The organism is Pseudomonas fontis (assembly GCF_028656955.1).
GTDB classification, from domain to species: domain Bacteria; phylum Pseudomonadota; class Gammaproteobacteria; order Pseudomonadales; family Pseudomonadaceae; genus Aquipseudomonas; species Aquipseudomonas fontis.
Window position 1 is genome coordinate 91,324 of sequence record NZ_JAMDGY010000024.1, and the last position, 18,885, is coordinate 110,208.

Below are 18,885 nucleotides of genomic sequence, written 5' to 3' on the forward strand. Positions count from 1 at the left end.
GGCTAGCTGGCGTGGCGGGCAGGCGACGGCGGCAAGGATTACCGGGTTTTTCCAGATCAGGCCGAACGCGCCAGGGGCCGCGTCGTTGACGTGGCGGCGAACAGATCGACTTCAGCCACGCAGATCAGGTTGCGCATTTTTTGAGCGATCACTTCGGCGCGATGCCAGCTCAGGCCATCGATCCCCAGCTCGATGGCCAGCAGGTCATCCTGCGGCTCCATGTGCAGGCTGTGCGGGACCAGAAACTGCAGGGCAAACAGGTTGAGCACGCGGCACAGGCTGTCCGGTTCGGCCTCCACCAGCAGGCGGTAGTTGACTGGGCCGTGGGCGGCATTTGCTGCCCAGACGTCGGCACGTAACGGGGTGGCGGGGCTGTCCAGGCGTTCGAGTGCGCTCATGCTGGTCTCCAAAAATGATGGAGAAATTTTTACACGTGCCGCTGGGCATTTTTTCGCTATGTTCAGGCAATATGCCGAACATTCGAATAAAACTATTCGCCTGAGTGGCAGACAAAGGATTAATTATGCAAAGCGAGCTGGATGTCTATGACCGGCGCATTCTGGCCCTGCTGCAAGAGGACGCGTCGCTGTCCAGTGCACAGGTGGCCGAACGGGTGGGGTTGTCGCAGTCGCCGTGTTGGCGGCGGATCCAGCGGCTCAAGGAGGAGGGGGTGATCCGTGGCCAGGTGACCTTGCTCGACCGCAAGAAGATCGGCCTGAACACGCAGATCTTTGCCGAAGTGAAACTCAACGCCCACGGGAGGACCAACTTCGCCGAATTCACCGAGGCGATTCGTGAGTTTCCTGAGGTGTTGGAGTGTTATGTGCTGATGGGAGCAGTGGATTTCCTGCTGCGCATCGTCACCTCGGACATCGAAGCCTACGAGCGGTTCTTCTTCGAGAAGTTGTCGATGGTGCCGGGGATCCAGGAGGTCAACTCGATCGTGGCCTTGTCTGAAATCAAGTCCACGACGAGTTTGCCGGTTTGACGCGGGCGCAGGGCGCCCTGTGCATTTGTAGCCGCTGCCGGCAGGCTGCGCTCGCCTGCAACGCAGGCGCCTTTTGGGGAGCCCTGCAGGCTCCAGCGCAGCCTTTGGGCAGCGGCTACAACACCTAACTTACTTGCGCAGCAGGTGCTTCCAGCCACGGCTCTGGAACACCGCCATCACCTGATGGATACGCGCTTCGAGCACCTCGGTACGGACCTCGGCTTCCACTTCGTCGCTGATCGGCAGGTTGGCCAGTTCGTGCAGCTTGTTCAGCTCACCGAACAGGCGGTCCAGGTCCGGGCTCTCCAGCACTTGGCGAGCGTGGTGCAGCCAAGCCAGCAGGCGCTCGATACGCGGCAGCTGTTCAGCCAGGTCTTCCGGCTGACGATGGTACAGCGGCAGGTTCAGCGCCTTGGCCTCATCCGCCAGCAACACGTTCAGCCAGTTGGCCAACTGGGCAGCGCCCTGACGGTCGCCGCGCTTGTTGCGCTCGACGGTCCAGCCACGGGCCAGCAACCAGCGCGAGGTGTCCAGGGAGAACTGGCCCCAGCGGGTGTCCAGCAACTCTTCGGCAAACTGCTCAGGTGCCGCACGGCGGATGTCTTCGTCGTCATTGCCGAACTGCACCAGCGGGCGCCAGTCTTCCAGCAAGGCGTCGAGGCTCGCACGCAGGGCATGGGTGGTGGTACGCGGCGCGGCCTGGCCGAGGCTGCTGGCCAGGGCGCGCAGTTCGGCCAGGGCCTGAACCCAGTCCTGCAGCAGGCGCCAGTGGCCGTTGAAACGGTATTGCTCAGCCAGACGCTGGCTGGCACCCAGCAGCTTCCAGGCGAGGGCGGCAAACGCGTCGTCCAGCGGCATTTCGGCGTTCAGCTCGGCAGCCGGCAGGCTCAGCGCGTAGCTGTTCGGGTCGAGCAGGCGGTAACCGCGCTCGGCCTTGCTGATGTCGCAAGGGAACAGCGGCAGCTTGGCGGCCAGCTCCGCGGCCAGCTCCAGCAGGGCTTCAGGCTCGCCTTCGCGCAGTTCCAGCTCCAGCTCGCAGATCTCTTCCTTGTGCTTGCCGGCGATCACGGTGCCCAGGTCCAGGGCCGCCTCGATCACCACCTTGGCCTTGCCACGGCCCCAGGCGATTTCCGCGTATTCGCGGGTGAAATCGGTGGTGAACAGCGGCTTGATGGTCTTTTTGTCCAGCTCGGCCAGTTCGGCCGGCCAGCAGGTGTCGTCGAGCTTCTTCAGGTCGAGCTTGGCCTTGGCCAGCTCCCACTCGTGCTCGTTGCGCTGGGACAGGCCGGCAACGCTCTGGCCGCGGGTCTTGAGGGTCTGGATGACCACGTCGCCGTCACGGCGCAGGCGCAGGGCAACCTTGGCCGCCGCCAGGTCACGCTCGGGGGTATCGAAGTACTGATTGAGCAGTTCACGCTGCTGCCAGCCGGACTTGTTGCGCTTCTTCAGCAATGGGTGGTCGCGCAGCGCGGCGAGGGTCTCGCGGCTGACCCGCAGTTTGATTTCGGTTTCTTTGTGCATTGCTGGGTAATCCAGGCTCGGATGACAGGGAGCGTCTTGGCCGTGCAGTGTACAGGACTCGGCCGCCGACGGTTTATTCCAGGTGCCCGATGGCCCTATGATGGGCCTCGAACCGAGGAGAACGCGCATGCCGTTGCCATCGCTCAAAGACCAGTTCGCCGCCCTGATCGCGGCGCCTTCGGTCAGTTGCACCCAACCGAGCCTGGACCAGTCCAACCGCGCGGTGATCGACCTGCTCGCCGGCTGGCTCGGCGACCTGGGCTTTGCTTGCGACATTCAGCAAGTCACCCCCGGCAAGTTCAACCTGCTCGCCAGTTTCGGCAGTGGCCCGGGCGGGCTGGTGCTGGCCGGGCACAGCGACACCGTGCCGTACGATCCGCAACTGTGGAAAACCGACCCGCTCAAGCTCACCGAGGTCGACGGGCGCTGGGTGGGCCTGGGCAGCTGCGACATGAAGGGCTTCTTCGCCCTGGTGATCGAAGCGGTGCGGCCGCTGCTCGACCAACCGTTCAAGCAGCCATTGCTGATCCTCGCCACCTGCGACGAAGAAAGCTCGATGTCCGGCGCCCGCGCCCTGGCCGAGGCCGGTCGCCCACTGGGCCGGGCAGCGGTGATCGGTGAGCCGACCCAGCTCAAGCCGATCCGCCTGCACAAGGGCGTGATGATGGAGCGCATCGACATCCTCGGGCGCAGCGGCCACTCCTCCGACCCAAGCCTGGGCCACAGCGCCCTGGAAGCCATGCACCAGGTGATGGGCGAGCTGATGGGCCTGCGCCGGCAATGGCAGCAGCAGTACAGCAACGCGCAGTTCAGCGTGCCGCAGCCGACGATGAACTTCGGCTGCATTCATGGCGGCGACAACCCCAACCGCATCTGCGGTCAATGCGCCCTGGAGTTCGACCTGCGGCCCCTGCCGGGCATGGACCCTGAAGTCCTGCGCGCCGCCATCCGCAGCAAGCTGGCGCCGCTGGCCGAGCAGCACCAGGTGCAGATCGACTACGCGCCGCTGTTCCCCGAAGTACCGCCGTTCGAGCAAGCTGCCGACGCTGAGCTGGTGCGGGTGGCTGAACGCCTGACCGGCCATCGCGCCGAAGCAGTAGCCTTTGGCACCGAAGCGCCTTATCTTCAGCGCCTGGGTTGCGAGACCCTGGTGCTGGGCCCGGGCGATATCGCCTGTGCCCACCAGCCTGGCGAGTACCTTGAAATGTCACGCTTGCAGCCTACTGTGCGTCTAGTGCGTGAACTGATCGAACATTATTGCCTCAGCCCGGTAATTGCCCGCTGAGACCATCCGTTATTTCCAAGAGGAGAGTGCGCGTGACGCCAAGCCTGTTCCGACGATAACCCTTCGAGCGCTGTGTGCTTTTCCGTTCTTGTCCCTTTTTCTACAGGCTCTGGTTATGCCCGAATACGTCAATTGGCTGCGTCACGCTTCGCCTTACATCAACGCCCACCGGGACTGCACCTTTGTGGTCATGCTCCCGGGTGATGGGGTCGATCATCCCAACTTCGGCAATATCGTCCACGACCTGGTGCTGCTGCACAGCCTCGGCGTGCGCCTGGTGCTGGTGCATGGTTCGCGCCCGCAAATCGAAAGCCGCCTGAACGCCCGTGGCCTCAGTGCCCACTATCACCACGGCCTGCGCATCACCGATGCGGCCACGCTGGAATGCGTGATCGATGCCGTCGGTCAGCTGCGCATCACGATTGAGGCCCGCCTGTCGATGGACCTTGCCGCCTCGCCGATGCAAGGCTCGCGCCTGCGCGTGGCGTCCGGCAACCTGGTCACTGCGCGGCCAATCGGGGTGGTCGAAGGGGTCGACTATCACCACACCGGCGAAGTGCGCCGGGTCGACCGCAAGGGTATCAACCGCCTGCTCGACGAGCGCTCCATCGTGCTGCTGTCGCCGCTGGGCTATTCGCCGACCGGCGAGATCTTCAACCTGGCCTGCGAAGACGTCGCTACCCGTGCAGCTATTGAGCTGGGAGCCGACAAACTGCTGTTGTTCGGCGCTGAACGCGGCCTGATCGATGCCGATGGCAAGCTAGTGCGTGAATTGCGCCCGCAGCAGGTGCCGGCGCACCTGGAGCGTCTGGGCAATGATTACCAGGGCGAGTTGCTGGATGCGGCGGCCGAGGCCTGCCGTGGCGGCGTGGCACGCAGCCATATCGTCAGCTATGGCGAGGACGGCGCGCTGCTGACCGAGCTGTTCACCCGTGACGGTGGCGGTACGCTGGTGGCGCAGGAGCAGTTCGAGAAGGTGCGCGAGGCGACCATCGAGGATGTGGGTGGCTTGATGGAACTGATTCGCCCATTGGAAGAGCAGGGCATCCTGGTGCGGCGTTCGCGCGAGGTGCTGGAGCGCGAGATCGAGCAGTTCAGTGTGGTCGAGCGCGACGGGATGCTGATCGCCTGTGCGGCCTTGTACCCGATTGCCGATTCCAAGGCGGGTGAGCTGGCGTGCCTGGCGGTGAACCCGGAGTATCGCCACGGCGGGCGCGGGGATGAACTGTTGGAGCGGATCGAGGTGCGGGCGCGGCAGATGGGCCTGAACACCCTGTTCGTGCTGACTACCCGTACCGCGCACTGGTTCCGCGAGCGCGGCTTTGCCCCGAGCGGGGTCGAGCGGCTGCCGGCGGCGCGGGCCTCGTTGTACAACTATCAGCGCAATTCGAAGATCTTCGAAAAAGCCCTTTAAAAGCAATCGCCGGCAAGGCCGGCTCCCACAGGGTCAGCTTTAAGCCGACTACTGTGGGAGCCGGCGTTGCCGGCGATGAGGCCCTGAAGACCTGCTTAAACGGTATGCAGGTACCAGTTGTACTCAAGGTCGGAGATGGAGTGTTCGAACTCCTCCAGCTCACTCTCCTTGCACGCCACGAAGATGTCGATGTACTTCGGATCGATGTACTTGGCCATCACTTCGCTGTCGTCCAGCTCGCGCAGCGCATCACGCAAGTTGTTCGGCAGGCTCTGCTCGTTCTGCTCGTAGGAGTTGCCTTCGGTTGGCGCACCCGGCTCGACCTTGTTGGTCAGGCCATGGTGAACACCGGCCAGCACGGCTGCCATCAGCAGGTACGGGTTGGCATCGGCACCGGCTACGCGGTGTTCCAGGCGGACCGCGTCGGCTGTACCGGTTGGCACGCGCAGCGCGACGGTCCGGTTGTCCAGGCCCCAGCTCGGCGAGTTGGGTACGTAGAACTGCGCACCGAAGCGGCGGTACGAGTTGACGTTCGGGCAAAGGAACGCCATTGACGCTGGCAGGGTCTCGAGCACACCGCCGATCGCGTGGCGCAATGCGGCGTTCTGCTCGGGATCCTCGCTGGTGAAGATGTTGTTGCCATCTTTGTCCAGCACCGAAATGTGTACGTGCAGACCATTGCCCGCCTGGCCCGGGTACGGCTTGGCCATGAAGGTGGTGTCCATCTCATGGTCGTAGGCGATGTTCTTGATCAGGCGCTTGAGCAGTACCGCGTAGTCGCAGGCCTTGATCGGGTCGGCCACATGGTGCAGGTTCACTTCGAACTGCGCCGGGGCGCTTTCCTTGACGATGGCATCCGCCGGGATACCCTGCTCCTTGGCACCTTCGAGCATGTCCTGGAGGCAATCGACGTATTCGTCGAGGTCGTCGATCAGGTACACCTGGGTCGACATCGGGCGTTTGCCGGAGATCGGCGAGCGCGGTGGCTGTGGACGGCCGTTCACGTTCTCCTGGTCGATCAGGTAGAACTCCAGCTCGAACGCGGCGCAGATGGTCAGGCCCATCTCGTCGAACTTGCTCACGACCTGGCGCAGGACTTCCCGCGGGTCGGCAAAGAACGGCTCGCCTTCCAGTTCGTGCATGGTCATCAGCAGTTGCGCGGTAGGGCGCTTTTGCCAAGGTTCGTTGGACAGGGTGCCCGGGATCGGATAGCAGATCCGGTCGGCATCGCCGATGTCCAGGCCCAGGCCGGTGCTTTCGACCGTGGAGCCATTGATGTCGAGTGCGAAGAGGGAGGCCGGCAGGTTGATGCCTTTCTCGTAAACCTTGTGGAGGCTGGTGCGTTCGATGCGCTTGCCGCGCACAACACCATTCATATCTGCAATCAGAAGGTCAACGTAGAGAACCTCAGGATGTTCCTTAAGGAACGCGTTCGCTTCGTTAAGCTGAACGGCACGCGGGGGTACCGACATGATGCAACACCTTTGTTGTTAAAAATATCAATCAATGGGGGCTTGCAGGTCCAGTCAATCGGAAAGCCCGCCCTAAGTCAAGCAAGCCCCATGATGCCCTAAAAGGGCACTCAAGCGGCATTTTTGCTGCAATTTAGGGCGCCAACAAGGGCGTGAGCTTCCCGGCGAAGGTGATCTTGAGCGGGCCGTGTTCTATTTTTTACGGGGGTGTTGTGTAAAAAAATGAACAAGGCTAAGCTCGGCTGCAACCCACAACATCAATAATACCGGGGGTTACATGTCTCACTTGCCGATAAACGGCGTCACCGTCTGCACCAGGCAGATCGGCCCGCTCGTGTCCCACAACCGTGGTCTGACGCAGCGCCTGGCGCATGCCCTGGCAGCCCCTGCCGCCCTGGGCGAAATAGTTGACGGTCTGACCGTCCCGCGCGTTATCGGCACTCTCCCGAATTCAGTCTTTCTTCACTATAGCGGCCTTACTGCATTGGCGGGTAGCCAACTGCCTGCTGGGCGCTCGCCTGCCTTTTGCTTTAGCGCACAGCGCCATCCAGAATGTCAGCGACGGTCTACTGCGGACCTCCTGGCCACATTGGGCAGCACACACTGACGCTACGGCGTCAAAGCGCCCGGCTCACCTGCGAGACGGGTCATTTACCTCCTGAGGTATTTATGAGTAACAACCTCGACCAGCTCACCGATTGGTTGAAAGAGCACAAGATCACTGAAGTCGAATGCCTGATCAGTGACCTCACCGGGATTACCCGCGGCAAGATCTCGCCGACCAACAAGTTCATTGCCGAAAAAGGCATGCGCCTGCCCGAGAGCGTCCTGCTGCAGACGGTCACCGGCGACTACGTCGATGACGACATCTATTACGAGCTGCTCGACCCGGCCGACATCGACATGATCTGCCGCCCCGACGAGAACGCGGTGTTTCTCGTGCCCTGGGCCATCGAGCCGACCGCCCAGGTGATCCACGACACCTACGACAAGCAGGGCAACCCGGTCGAACTGTCGCCACGCAACGTGCTCAAGAAGGTTCTCAAGCTCTATGCCGACAAGGGCTGGCAGCCAATCGTGGCGCCGGAGATGGAGTTCTACCTGACCAAGCGCTGCGAAGACCCGGACTTCCCGCTGCAGCCGCCTATCGGCCGCTCTGGCCGTCCGGAAACCGGCCGCCAGTCGTTCTCCATTGAAGCGGCCAACGAATTCGACCCGCTGTTCGAAGACGTCTACGACTGGTGCGAGCTGCAAAACCTCGACCTCGACACGCTGATCCACGAGGACGGCACCGCGCAGATGGAAATCAACTTCCGTCATGGCAACGCGCTGTCGCTGGCCGACCAGATCCTGGTGTTCAAACGCACCATGCGCGAGGCCGCGCTCAAGCACAACGTCGCCGCCACCTTCATGGCCAAGCCGATGACCGGCGAGCCGGGCAGTGCGATGCACCTGCACCAGAGCATCATCGACGTGCACACCGGGAAGAACATCTTCTCCAACGAAGACGGCAGCATGAGCCAGCTGTTCCTCAACCACGTCGGCGGCCTGCAGAAGTTCATCCCGGTGGTGCTGCCGCTGTTTGCCCCGAACGTGAACTCGTTCCGCCGCTTCCTGCCCGACACCTCGGCGCCGGTTAACGTCGAGTGGGGCGAAGAGAACCGCACCGTGGGCCTGCGCGTACCGGATGCCGGCCCGCAGAACCGCCGCGTCGAGAACCGCCTGCCGGGCGCCGATGCCAACCCGTACCTGGCCATCGCCGCCAGCCTGCTGTGTGGCTATATCGGCATGGTCGAAGGCATCGAGCCGAGCGCACCAGTGGTCGGTCGTGGTTATGAGCGGCGCAACCTACGCTTGCCGCTGACCATCGAGGACGCCTTGGAGCGCATGGAAAACTGCGCCGCGCTGGAACCGTACCTGGGCAAGAAATTCATTGCCGGCTACGTCGCCACCAAGCGTGCCGAACACGAAAACTTCAAACGCGTAATCAGCTCCTGGGAACGTGAGTTCCTGCTGTTCGCGGTCTGACAACCCCTGGGCCGCTGGAGCGCGGCCGCCAGTCAATGGAGAAGCACATGAGCGTCAAAAACCCGCAAACCCGCGAGTGGCAAGACCTGAGTCGTGATCATCACCTGGCGCCGTTCAGCGACTACAAGCAGCTGACGGAAAAAGGCCCGCGGATCATCACCAAGGCCCAGGGCGTGCACCTGTGGGACAGCGAGGGCAACAAGATTCTCGACGGCATGGCCGGCCTGTGGTGCGTGGCGGTCGGCTACGGCCGTGAGGAACTGGTGCAAGCGGCGGCGACGCAGATGCGCGAGCTGCCGTACTACAACCTGTTCTTCCAGACGGCCCACCCGCCGGCGCTGGAACTGGCCAAGGCGGTCTCCGATGTGGCCCCCGAAGGCATGAGCCATGTATTCTTCACCGGCTCCGGCTCCGAAGGCAACGACACCATCCTGCGCATGGTTCGCCACTACTGGGCGATCAAGGGCCAGCCGAACAAGCAGGTGATCATCAGCCGGCTCAACGGCTACCACGGTTCCACCGTGGCCGGCGCTGCCCTGGGCGGCATGAGCGGCATGCATGCGCAGAGCGGCACGCTCCCGGGCATCGTGCACATCCCGCAGCCGTACTGGTTCGGTGAAGGCGGCGACATGCCCGAGGCCGAGTTCGGCGTCTGGGCGGCCGAACAGCTGGAGAAGAAAATCCTCGAAGTCGGCGAAGACAACGTCGCCGCCTTTATTGCCGAGCCTATCCAGGGCGCGGGCGGGGTGATCATTCCACCAGAGACCTACTGGCCGAAGATCAAGGAGATCCTCGCCAAGTACGACATCCTGTTCATTGCCGATGAAGTGATCTGCGGCTTTGGCCGTACCGGCGAGTGGTTCGGTTCGGACTACTACGACCTCAAGCCGGACCTGATGACCATCGCCAAGGGCCTGACCTCCGGTTACATCCCCATGGGCGGTGTGATCGTCCGTGACGAAGTCGCGCGCGTGGTCAGCGAAGGCGGCGACTTCAACCATGGCTTTACCTACTCGGGTCACCCGGTGGCTGCCGCTGTTGGCCTGGAAAACCTGCGGATCCTGCGCGATGAGAAAATTATCGAGCGTGTTCGCGAAGAAACGGCACCGTACTTGCAAAAGCGTCTGCGTGAGTTGAACGATCACCCGTTGGTGGGTCAGGTTCGCGGCCTGGGCATGCTCGGCGCCATCGAGCTGGTCAAGGACAAGGCCACCCGCACGCGGTACGAAGGCCAGGGCGCGGGCATGATCTGCCGCCAGCACTGCTTCGACAACGGCCTGATCATGCGCGCCGTAGGCGACACCATGATCATTGCACCGCCGCTGGTGATCAGTAAGGCAGAGATCGACGAGCTGGTGGAAAAGGCCCGCAAGTGCCTGGACCTGACCCTCGAAGCACTGAAATGACCAGGTGCTAGGCTGAGCGTTGGCTTTGGCACGATTCACGGCTGCTCTGCGGTTGAAAGAGCGCCTTGGATCTTGCCAGACTAGCGACTGTTTCAGTCGCCCAGCGCTTGCGCCGAAAGAGCCGGCCGCTGAACAGATGGCTTAATAAAAAATTCTGGAGCATTACGCATGATGAAAATGGGCAAGACGCTGTTGGCTGTGTCCCTGGCGGGGCTGGTAGCCGGTACTGTTCACGCGGATGACAAGGTGCTGCACGTCTACAACTGGTCCGACTACATCGCCCCGGAGACCGTGGCCAAGTTCGAGAAGCAGTCCGGCATCAAGGTCGTCTACGATGTCTTCGACAGCAACGAGACCCTGGAAGCCAAGCTGCTGGCCGGCAAGTCGGGCTACGACGTGGTCGTGCCGTCCAACAACTTCCTGGCCAAGCAGATCAAGGCCGACGTCTACCAGAAGCTCGACAAGTCCAAGCTGCCCAACTGGAAGAACCTCGACACTGACCTGCTCAAGGCCGTTGGCGATGCCAGCGACAAGGGCAACGAACACGCCTTCCCGTACATGTGGGGCTCCATCGGCATCGGCTACAACCCGGAGAAGGTCAAGGCTGCCCTTGGCGTCGACAAGATCGACTCTTGGGACATCGTGTTCAAGCCAGAGAACATGGAAAAGCTGAAAAGCTGCGGTGTGAGCTTCCTCGACGCACCGACCGAGATGATCCCGGCCGCACTGCACTACCTGGGCTACCCGACCGACTCCACCGACAAGAAGCAGCTGGCTGAAGCCGAAGCGCTGTTCCTCAAGGTGCGCCCGTCGATCGCCTACTTCCACTCCTCCAAGTACATCTCGGACATGGCCAACGGCAACATCTGCGTAGCCGTTGGCTACTCGGGTGACCTGGAGCAGTCCAAGGCGCGTGCGCACGAGGCCGGTGACAAGGTCAAAGTGGAGTACATCATTCCAAAAGAAGGTGCCGGTACTTTCTACGACATGGTCGCCATTCCCAAGGATGCCGGCAACGTCGAGGGCGCCTACAAGTTCATGGACTTCCTGATGCAGCCGGAGATCATGGCCGAGATCACCAACGCCGTGCGCTTCCCGAACGGCAACGCGGCGGCTACTCCGCTGGTGGACAAGGAAATCTCCGGCGACCCAAGCATCTACCCGCCGGCTGACGTCAAAGCCAAGCTGTACGCGATCAGCGACTTGCCGGCTGCGGCACAGCGCGTGCTGACGCGCAGCTGGACCAAGATCAAGTCGGGCAAGTAAGCCAGGCTGACCCCTCGGATGCTGCGAAAGCAGCGTCCGAGAGGGCTTGAAGGGCAAATTTTTTTTGCGGCATTGGTGTATCGAAGGTAAGTTGCGCGCCGGTTTGGTTATCCGGCAGGTATTTCTGCCGTATGACATGGGCACTTTGTAGAGGACTACCCACTTGTCTAACTCTGTATTTCGCAAGGCCTTGCTGGCTGGAGCGGGTATGACGCTGGCGATCAGCGTCCAAGCAGCGCCCACGGTGCACATTTATAACTGGTCGGACTATATCGGCCCGACCACCCTCGCGGATTTTGAAAAAGACACCGGGATCAAACCGATCCAGGACGTCTTCGATTCCAACGAAACCCTGGAAGGCAAGCTGCTGGCCGGTCGCACCGGTTATGACGTGGTGGTGCCGTCCAACCATTTCCTCGGCAAGCAGATCAAGGCGGGCGCGTTCCAGAAGCTCGACAAGGCGCTGCTGCCGAACTATGCGAACCTCGACCCGGCGTTGATGAAGCGCCTGGAGAAGAACGACCCGGGCAACCAGTACGCCGTGCCCTACCTGTGGGGCACCAACGGCATCGGCTACAACGTCGAGAAGGTCAAGGCGGTGCTGGGCACCGACAAGATCGACTCCTGGGCCATGCTGTTCGAGCCGGAGAACATCAAGAAGCTCTCCAAGTGCGGCGTCGCCTTCCTCGATTCGGCGGATGAGATGCTCCCGGCGGTGCTCAACTACATGGGCCGCAACCCCAACAGCACCGACCCCAAGGACTACGCCGACGCCGAGAAGAAGCTGCTGGCGGTGCGTCCCTACGTGACCTATTTCCACTCGTCCAAGTACATCTCGGACCTGGCCAACGGCGACATCTGCGTGGCCGCCGGCTTCTCCGGCGACGTGTTCCAGGCCAAGTCTCGCGCCGCCGAAGCCGGCAAGGGTGTCGAGGTGGCTTATGTGATTCCCAAGGAAGGCGGCAACCTCTGGTTCGACATGCTGGCAATCCCCAAGGATTCCACCAACGTCAAAGAGGCGCACGCCTTCATCAACTATTTGCTCAAGCCTGAGGTGATAGCCCAGGTGAGTGATTACGTCGGTTACGCCAACCCCAATCCACAGGCTGGCGAGCTCATGGAGCAGAGCGTAAGAACCGATGCAGCGGTTTACCCACCGCAAGAGGTGCTGGACAAGTTGTATGTCAACTCAGAACTGCCCCCCAAGGTGCAGCGTCTGATGACCCGAAGCTGGACCAAGGTCAAGTCGGGCAAATAAATATCCAGGGCTCGTCACGGCAGGGGCGGGCTGCAAAAAATCTTGTTGGGAGTTCCACAAATGGCAGTTGCCTCCGGTGCCTATAAGAAAGCCCTCGAGGGCGACCAGCAACCTAAACAGGTGCTGGTCAAAATCGACCGGGTCACAAAAAAATTCGACGAAACCGTCGCCGTGGAGGACGTCTCCCTGGAAATCAAGAAGGGCGAGATATTCGCCCTGCTTGGCGGCTCTGGTTCGGGTAAATCCACCCTGCTGCGCATGTTGGCCGGTTTTGAAAGGCCAACCGAGGGTCGCATCTTCCTCGATGGTGTAGACATCACCGATATGCCGCCCTATGAGCGGCCGATCAACATGATGTTCCAGTCCTATGCGCTGTTCCCGCACATGACCGTGGCGCAGAACATCGCCTTCGGCCTGCAGCAGGACAAGCTGCCCAAGGCCGAGATCGACGCCCGTGTGGCCGAGATGCTCAAGCTGGTGCAGATGACCCAGTACGGCAAGCGCAAGCCGCACCAGCTCTCTGGTGGCCAGCGTCAGCGTGTGGCCCTGGCCCGTTCGCTGGCCAAGAAGCCGAAGCTGCTGCTGCTCGACGAGCCGATGGGTGCACTGGACAAGAAACTGCGTTCACAGATGCAACTGGAGCTGGTCGAGATCATCGAGCGGGTCGGCGTGACCTGCGTGATGGTGACCCACGACCAGGAAGAGGCCATGACCATGGCCCAGCGCATCGCGATCATGCACCTGGGCTGGATCGCCCAGATCGGCAGCCCGATCGACATCTACGAAACCCCGGTTAGCCGCCTGGTGTGCGAGTTCATCGGCAACGTCAACCTGTTCGACGGTGAAGTGGTCGACGACGCCGAAGGCTACGCGAAGATCGCCAGCCCCGAGCTTGAGCGCAACATCTACGTCGGCCACGGTGTGACCACGTCGGTGGAAGACAAGCGCATCACCTACGCACTGCGCCCGGAAAAACTGCTGGTGACCACCGAGCAGCCGACCTGCGAGTACAACTGGTCGCGCGGCAAGGTCCACGATATCGCCTACCTGGGTGGCCACTCGGTGTTCTACGTCGAGCTGCCTGGCGGCAAGATCGTGCAATCGTTCGTGGCCAACGCCGAGCGCCAGGGCACCCGTCCGACCTGGGACGACCAGGTCTACGTGTGGTGGGAAGATGACAGCGGTGTGGTACTGCGGTCATGAACATGCGCAAGCTCAAGCGAGCGCTCAATCGAATAACACCTGAAGGCCGCCATCTGGTCATTGGCGTGCCGTTCATCTGGCTGTTCCTGTTCTTCATGCTGCCGTTCTTCATCGTCCTGAAGATCAGCTTTGCCGAAGCGGACGTGGCCATCCCGCCGTACACCGAGATCTACACCTACGTCGAAGACAAGGTGCAGCTGGTCCTCAACCTGGCCAACTACGGGCTGCTGACCCAGGACGAGTTGTACATCTCGGCCTACCTCGGCTCCCTGAAGATGGCGTTCTTCAGCACCATCCTGTGCCTGCTGATCGGCTTCCCGATGGCCTATGCCATCGCCAACGCACGCAAGGACATTCAAACCGTGCTGTTGCTGCTGATCATGATGCCGACCTGGACGGCGATCCTGATCCGCGTGTATGCCTGGATGGGCATCCTCAGCAACAACGGGCTGCTCAACGCCTTCCTGATGTGGCTGGGGCTGATCGATCAGCCGCTGCAGATCCTCAACACCAACCTGGCGGTGTACATCGGCGTGGTCTATTCGTACCTGCCGTTCATGATCCTGCCGCTGTTCGCCAACCTGGTGAAACATGACCAGGCCTTGCTTGAGGCGGCATCGGACCTCGGTTCGAGCACCTTCAACAGCTTCTGGAAAATCACCGTGCCGCTGGCCAAGAACGGCATCATTGCCGGCTGCATGCTGGTGTTCATCCCGGTAGTGGGTGAGTTCGTGATTCCTGAGCTGCTCGGCGGCCCGGAAACCCTGATGATCGGTAAAGTGTTGTGGCAGGAGTTCTTCAACAACCGCGACTGGCCGGTGGCGTCTGCCCTGGCGGTAGTGATGCTGGCGATCCTGATCGTGCCGATTCTGCTCTTCAACCGTAGTCAGGCCAAAGAGATGGAGGGCAGGGTATGAAGCGTTTCAGTTTCTCCAAACTGATGTTGATACTGGGCTTGCTGTTCATCTACCTGCCCATGCTGATCCTGGTGATCTACTCGTTCAACGCCTCCAAGCTGGTGACGGTGTGGGGCGGCTGGTCGGTGAAGTGGTACGTCGGCCTGCTCGACAACACGCAACTGATGGGCTCGGTGATGCGCTCGCTGGAAATCGCCTGCTACACCGCGATTGCCGCCGTGGCGCTGGGTACCCTGGCAGCCTTCGTGCTGACCCGGGTTACCCGCTTCAAGGGTCGCACGCTGTTCGGTGGCCTGGTCACCGCGCCGCTGGTAATGCCTGAGGTGATCACCGGTCTGTCGCTGTTGCTGCTGTTCGTGGCGATGGCGCAGATGATCGGCTGGCCGCAGGAGCGTGGCATTGTCACCATCTGGATCGCGCACACGACGTTCTGTGCGGCCTATGTGGCGGTGGTGGTGTCGGCGCGTCTGCGTGAGCTGGACCTGTCGATCGAGGAAGCGGCGATGGACCTGGGCGCGCGGCCGTGGAAGGTGTTCTTCCTGATCACCATCCCGATGATTGCGCCTTCGCTGGCGGCGGGCGGCATGATGTCGTTCGCGCTGTCGCTGGACGACCTGGTACTGGCGAGCTTCGTTTCGGGCCCGGGTTCGACCACCTTGCCGATGGAAGTGTTCTCGGCGGTGCGTCTGGGCGTGAAGCCTGAGATCAACGCAGTGGCGAGCTTGATCCTGCTCAGTGTGTCGATCGTGACCTTCCTGGTCTGGTACTTCACCCGTCGGGCGGAAGAGCGTCGCAAGCGTGCGATCCAGCAGGCTATCGAAGAGAGCGCGGCAGACTCGTGGAAGCAACCGGACGCGCGTCGCGCACCGGCGGCTGTCTCGGCCTGATCTGACAGGTCCCATCGCCGGCAAGGCCGGCTCCCACAGGTTCAGCATCACGCCGACTACTGTGGGAGCCGGCCTTGCCGGCGATTGGGCTCAAGGCACCAAACGCAACGTCCCCTCCGTTTCCCCAGCCAGCCCCATCAGCGCCCGCTGGTATTTCCCCTCGATGTAATCCTGTGCCTGATCGCGATAATGCCGATCAAACAGCACCCCGCTTTGCCCCACCGGATTGATGCTCAACGCCGTGCCGGCATCGGCAAAGTCGATCAAGCGTCGCGTCGACGGCCCGTAGGTCATCGCCCACGGCGCGGGCCCGATCTTCGCCGAGAGATTGTTCGGCACCTCGTGGCTACCTGGCGCAGCAAACGGCCCGACGTTGAAAAGCAGGTTCAGCGGCTTCTGCATGCCCAGCGGATGGCCGTGGGTCAGTGTGTGGGCCTTGCCCCATTGCCAGCCGGCGCTGTCCGAACCCAAGGTTTCGCGCAAGTGGGCCAGGGTCTTGGTCCATGCCCGTTTCACCGTCGAGGCCCGCGTGCCGTGCTCGTTGCTGCCTTGCACGTCCCACCATGGCGAGTGTTCATCGGCCGCCAGGCGCGGCAGGGCGGCGTCCAGTATCCGCGTCGAGAGCAGCGTTTCGAACCAGGCATCACCCAGCTCGTCATGCATGGCGGCCCGCGCAAATTCATAGAGGAACTGGCTGAACAGCGTGGCGCTCACCGAGTCCACTGGGTAATCACCGCGCCAGGCCGCCAGTTGCTCGACCAACTCGCGCTCCTGCGGGTCGCTGACCACTTCGCGCAGTACCGAGAGCAACGGCCCCAGCGTACGCGGGCCATAGTCGGTCGCCGTGCCCAGTTGCAGTGCCTGGCTGTTCTGCAGATCCCATTTGACGGATGCATCCGCCAGTTGCCGGTTCAGTTGCTGGCCGCGATCAGCCAGGTTGTAGTAGCCGGGAATCGCCATCCCGGTCGGCGACACCGGCTGGAAGTTGGCCGAGACGATATAGCCGCTGGCCGGGTTCTCCTGTTGCGGGTTGGCGCTGAACGGGTAGAAGCCGAGTTTGTCGGCCTGCGCGGTGCTGCCGTCGAGGATGAACGCCGGGTTCACCCCGGCCGGGCGGATCGGCAACTGCGCCGCTGCCCACCAGCCGATATCGCCACGGGCATTGGCCCACACCAGGTTGAGCCCCGGGGCCTGGATCTTGGTGGCGGCGCTGCGCATCTTGTCCAGGGTGTCGGCGCGGTTGACCTCGTAGAAGCCTTCGAGAATCGGGTTGTAGGTTTCGAGGAACGCCCACCACATGGCAATCGGCGTGCTGCCGGCCTCCTTGCCCAGCGCCGTGTTGACGATTGGCCCGTGGGAGGAGCGGCGCAGGGTGATGGTCACCGGGTCTTCACCCTTGACCTTGATCTGCTGCTGGCTGCGTTCCAGGGTCTGCCATTGGCCGTTGATCTTCACCTGCTCGGGGTTGTCCGGGTTGACTTGCTCGGCGATCAGGTCGACGTCGTCGTTCTGGAACATGGTCAGGCTCCAGCCGAAGTCGCGGTTGTGCCCCAGCGACGCAAACGGGTTCAGCGCCTGGTGATAGCCGTACAGGTTGAAGCCCGGCGCCGACAGTTCGGCCTCGTACCACACCGCCGGGACCGAAAAGCGGATATGCGGGTCGCCTGCCAGCAACGGCTTGCCGCTGCGTGTGCGGCTGCCGCTGACGGCCCAGGCGTTGCTGCCCTCGAACTGCGACAGGCCGGCATCGCTCAATGCCTGCTCGCTGACCCTGGCCAGCTGGCCGAGGGTTTTCCAGTCGGCCTCGGCCAGGCGCGGCGGCGATTGCACGACGCCTTGCGGGTGCCAGTCCAGATCAAAGATCTTCAGGTAATCGGCGCCATGCTGATCGCGGATATAGGTCAGCAGCGGTTCGGTACGGAACGCGGCGGCAAAGCTGTAGGCCATGAAGCCGGCGATGCTCAGGGTGTCCTGGGCGGTGAAGGGCCGTGGCTGGATGCCCAGCACGTCGAACTCCATGGGTTTGGCGTGGCTGTCCTGCCAGGCATTCACGCCCTCCAGATAGGCTTGCAGGGCCAGCCAGGCGGGGGACTGTTTATCTTGCCGGGCGACATACAGCTCGGCCTGCTCGCCGATGCGCAGGCTGCGGAACAAGGTGTCGGTTTCGACCAGCTTGGGGCCGAGCACTTCGGCCAGTTCGCCCTTGGCCAGGCGCCGCGAGATTTCCATCTGGAACAAGCGGTCCTGGGCCTGCACGTAACCCAGCGCGCGGTACAGGTCGAGCTCGTTCTGCGCTTGCAGGTGCGGTACGCCGCGCTGGTCGTAGCGCACGCTGACCGGCGCCTTGAGCTTGGCCAGGAGCACTTCGCCGTCGCGTTGTGGCTGCTTGCCCTGCACATACCAGTAACCGCCGCCGACCAGTGCGGCAATGGCAACAGCGAGAAGGGTGAGGCTGCGTTTCATCGAGACTCCTTGTTCTTCGGGGTGGGTCGTGCGGCGTATCGGTGCAGCTCAGAGGATAGACGTTGCAGCCGTTAGCCGTTCCAGGGGCAGTAGCAGCCTACGGCCATGGTCTGGGTGACATTGACCGGGCGGCCCTGGTGCAGGGCCTGCAGGATCGGCTCGATGAAGCTGTTGCTGGCGTTGCAGGTGGCGCCTTCGCTGTAGGGGCCGAAATAGGCGAGGGTGCCGTTGCGGTCCCAGATGGCCACGGCGGGGCTGGCGGGCAGGTGTTCGGCGCCGGGCAGCGCGGCCAGCGGCTTCAGGGCACTGAGGCTGGCCGGGAGCTGGCCGTGGCTGCCGGGCTTTTGCACGACATAGAACTCGACGCCTTGCGCGGCGTACTGGGCGATCAGTTCGGCCAGGTGTTGCTGGTTGCCGACGTTGCACGGGCAGGCCGGGTCCCAGAAGTGCACCAGGCGGATTGCGCCGGGGCCGGCGAGGCTGTCTGGCAGGCGCAGGGCATTGCCGCTGAACAACGCGGTCTGGTTGTCGAAGGGGCGCAGGTAGCGGCTCTGGAAGTTGTCGTAGGCCAACCACAGGCCGGCGGCGCAGAGCAGCAGGGCGAGGGTGGTGAGCAGGTTTTTTCCAGCAGGGCGGGGCATCTGGGTGTCCGATGTGGATTATCTGTGGGAGCCGGCCTTGCCGGCGATGGGGCCAGTGCAGGCGGCAAACGGTAGTGGTCGGAGCACGGCGGCCTTGCCGCCGATCGCCGGCAAGGCCGGCTCCCACAGTGAAGGT

The 18,885-nt window shown here is 62.5% G+C and carries 15 protein-coding genes; 10 read left to right on the plus strand and 5 right to left on the minus strand.

What is annotated here, in order from left to right; genetic code table 11:
- Positions 1-56: 56 nt before the first annotated feature.
- Positions 57-398 (minus strand): hypothetical protein, encoded by a 342-nt coding sequence (locus M5G11_RS09880; protein ID WP_273909867.1) that lies wholly within the window; start codon positions 396-398, stop codon positions 57-59.
- A 125-nt stretch (positions 399-523) separates the two neighbouring features.
- Here M5G11_RS09880 and M5G11_RS09885 point away from each other — a divergent pair, with 125 nt between their 5' ends.
- Positions 524-988 (plus strand): Lrp/AsnC family transcriptional regulator, encoded by a 465-nt coding sequence (locus M5G11_RS09885; RefSeq protein ID WP_273909868.1) that lies wholly within the window; start codon positions 524-526, stop codon positions 986-988.
- Between the two features lie 129 nt (positions 989-1,117).
- Here the strand turns inward: M5G11_RS09885 and M5G11_RS09890 are convergent, their stop codons facing one another.
- On the minus strand, positions 1,118-2,509 hold the full coding sequence (locus tag M5G11_RS09890) for a CYTH domain-containing protein (protein ID WP_273909869.1): 1,392 nt from the start codon (positions 2,507-2,509) through the stop codon (positions 1,118-1,120).
- Between the two features lie 127 nt (positions 2,510-2,636).
- Here M5G11_RS09890 and argE point away from each other — a divergent pair, with 127 nt between their 5' ends.
- Both argE and argA read left to right on the plus strand, forming a co-directional pair.
- Positions 2,637-3,794, plus strand: a complete 1,158-nt coding sequence (gene argE, locus M5G11_RS09895; RefSeq protein WP_273909870.1) for an acetylornithine deacetylase — start codon at positions 2,637-2,639, stop codon at positions 3,792-3,794.
- 115 nt (positions 3,795-3,909) lie between these two features.
- The gene (gene argA / locus M5G11_RS09900; RefSeq protein ID WP_273909871.1) at positions 3,910-5,208 is read left to right on the plus strand and encodes an amino-acid N-acetyltransferase; all 1,299 of its coding nucleotides are present in this window, start codon (positions 3,910-3,912) and stop codon (positions 5,206-5,208) included.
- A gap of 95 nt (positions 5,209-5,303) precedes the next feature.
- Here argA and M5G11_RS09905 read toward each other — a convergent pair whose 3' ends face one another.
- Positions 5,304-6,680, minus strand: coding sequence for a glutamine synthetase family protein (locus M5G11_RS09905; protein ID WP_273925272.1), 1,377 nt, complete (start codon positions 6,678-6,680; stop codon positions 5,304-5,306).
- A 669-nt stretch (positions 6,681-7,349) separates the two neighbouring features.
- Here M5G11_RS09905 and M5G11_RS09910 point away from each other — a divergent pair.
- The 7 genes from M5G11_RS09910 (at position 7,350) to M5G11_RS09940 (ending at position 15,645) form a co-directional block, all read left to right on the plus strand.
- Positions 7,350-8,708, plus strand: a complete 1,359-nt coding sequence (locus M5G11_RS09910; protein WP_273909873.1) for a glutamine synthetase family protein — start codon at positions 7,350-7,352, stop codon at positions 8,706-8,708.
- A 47-nt stretch (positions 8,709-8,755) separates the two neighbouring features.
- On the plus strand, positions 8,756-10,114 hold the full coding sequence (locus M5G11_RS09915) for an aspartate aminotransferase family protein (protein ID WP_273909874.1): 1,359 nt from the start codon (positions 8,756-8,758) through the stop codon (positions 10,112-10,114).
- Positions 10,115-10,282: 168 nt separating this feature from the next.
- On the plus strand, positions 10,283-11,380 hold the full coding sequence (locus M5G11_RS09920) for a polyamine ABC transporter substrate-binding protein (protein ID WP_273909875.1): 1,098 nt from the start codon (positions 10,283-10,285) through the stop codon (positions 11,378-11,380).
- A gap of 163 nt (positions 11,381-11,543) precedes the next feature.
- Positions 11,544-12,638, plus strand: coding sequence for a polyamine ABC transporter substrate-binding protein (locus M5G11_RS09925; protein WP_273909876.1), 1,095 nt, complete (start codon positions 11,544-11,546; stop codon positions 12,636-12,638).
- A 60-nt stretch (positions 12,639-12,698) separates the two neighbouring features.
- The gene (potA, locus tag M5G11_RS09930) at positions 12,699-13,841 is read left to right on the plus strand and encodes a polyamine ABC transporter ATP-binding protein (RefSeq protein WP_273909877.1); all 1,143 of its coding nucleotides are present in this window, start codon (positions 12,699-12,701) and stop codon (positions 13,839-13,841) included.
- Positions 13,838-14,758: an ABC transporter permease subunit gene (locus M5G11_RS09935; RefSeq protein WP_273909878.1), complete on the plus strand. Its 921-nt coding sequence runs from the start codon at positions 13,838-13,840 to the stop codon at positions 14,756-14,758. The genes potA and M5G11_RS09935 overlap by 4 nt, the downstream gene beginning before the upstream one ends.
- Positions 14,755-15,645 carry an ABC transporter permease subunit gene (locus M5G11_RS09940; protein ID WP_273909879.1) on the plus strand — a complete coding sequence of 297 codons (891 nt, stop codon included), beginning with the start codon at positions 14,755-14,757 and terminating at the stop codon, positions 15,643-15,645. Before M5G11_RS09935 ends, M5G11_RS09940 begins: the two co-directional genes overlap by 4 nt.
- Before the next feature lie 90 nt (positions 15,646-15,735).
- On the opposite strand, the gene M5G11_RS09945 is transcribed toward M5G11_RS09940, so the two are convergent.
- Positions 15,736-18,108 carry a penicillin acylase family protein gene (locus M5G11_RS09945; protein ID WP_273909880.1) on the minus strand — a complete coding sequence of 791 codons (2,373 nt, stop codon included), beginning with the start codon at positions 18,106-18,108 and terminating at the stop codon, positions 15,736-15,738.
- A gap of 71 nt (positions 18,109-18,179) precedes the next feature.
- Complete coding sequence (locus M5G11_RS09950; protein WP_273909881.1) at positions 18,180-18,749, minus strand: DUF6436 domain-containing protein; 570 nt, start codon at positions 18,747-18,749, stop codon at positions 18,180-18,182.
- Positions 18,750-18,885 lie beyond the last annotated feature (136 nt).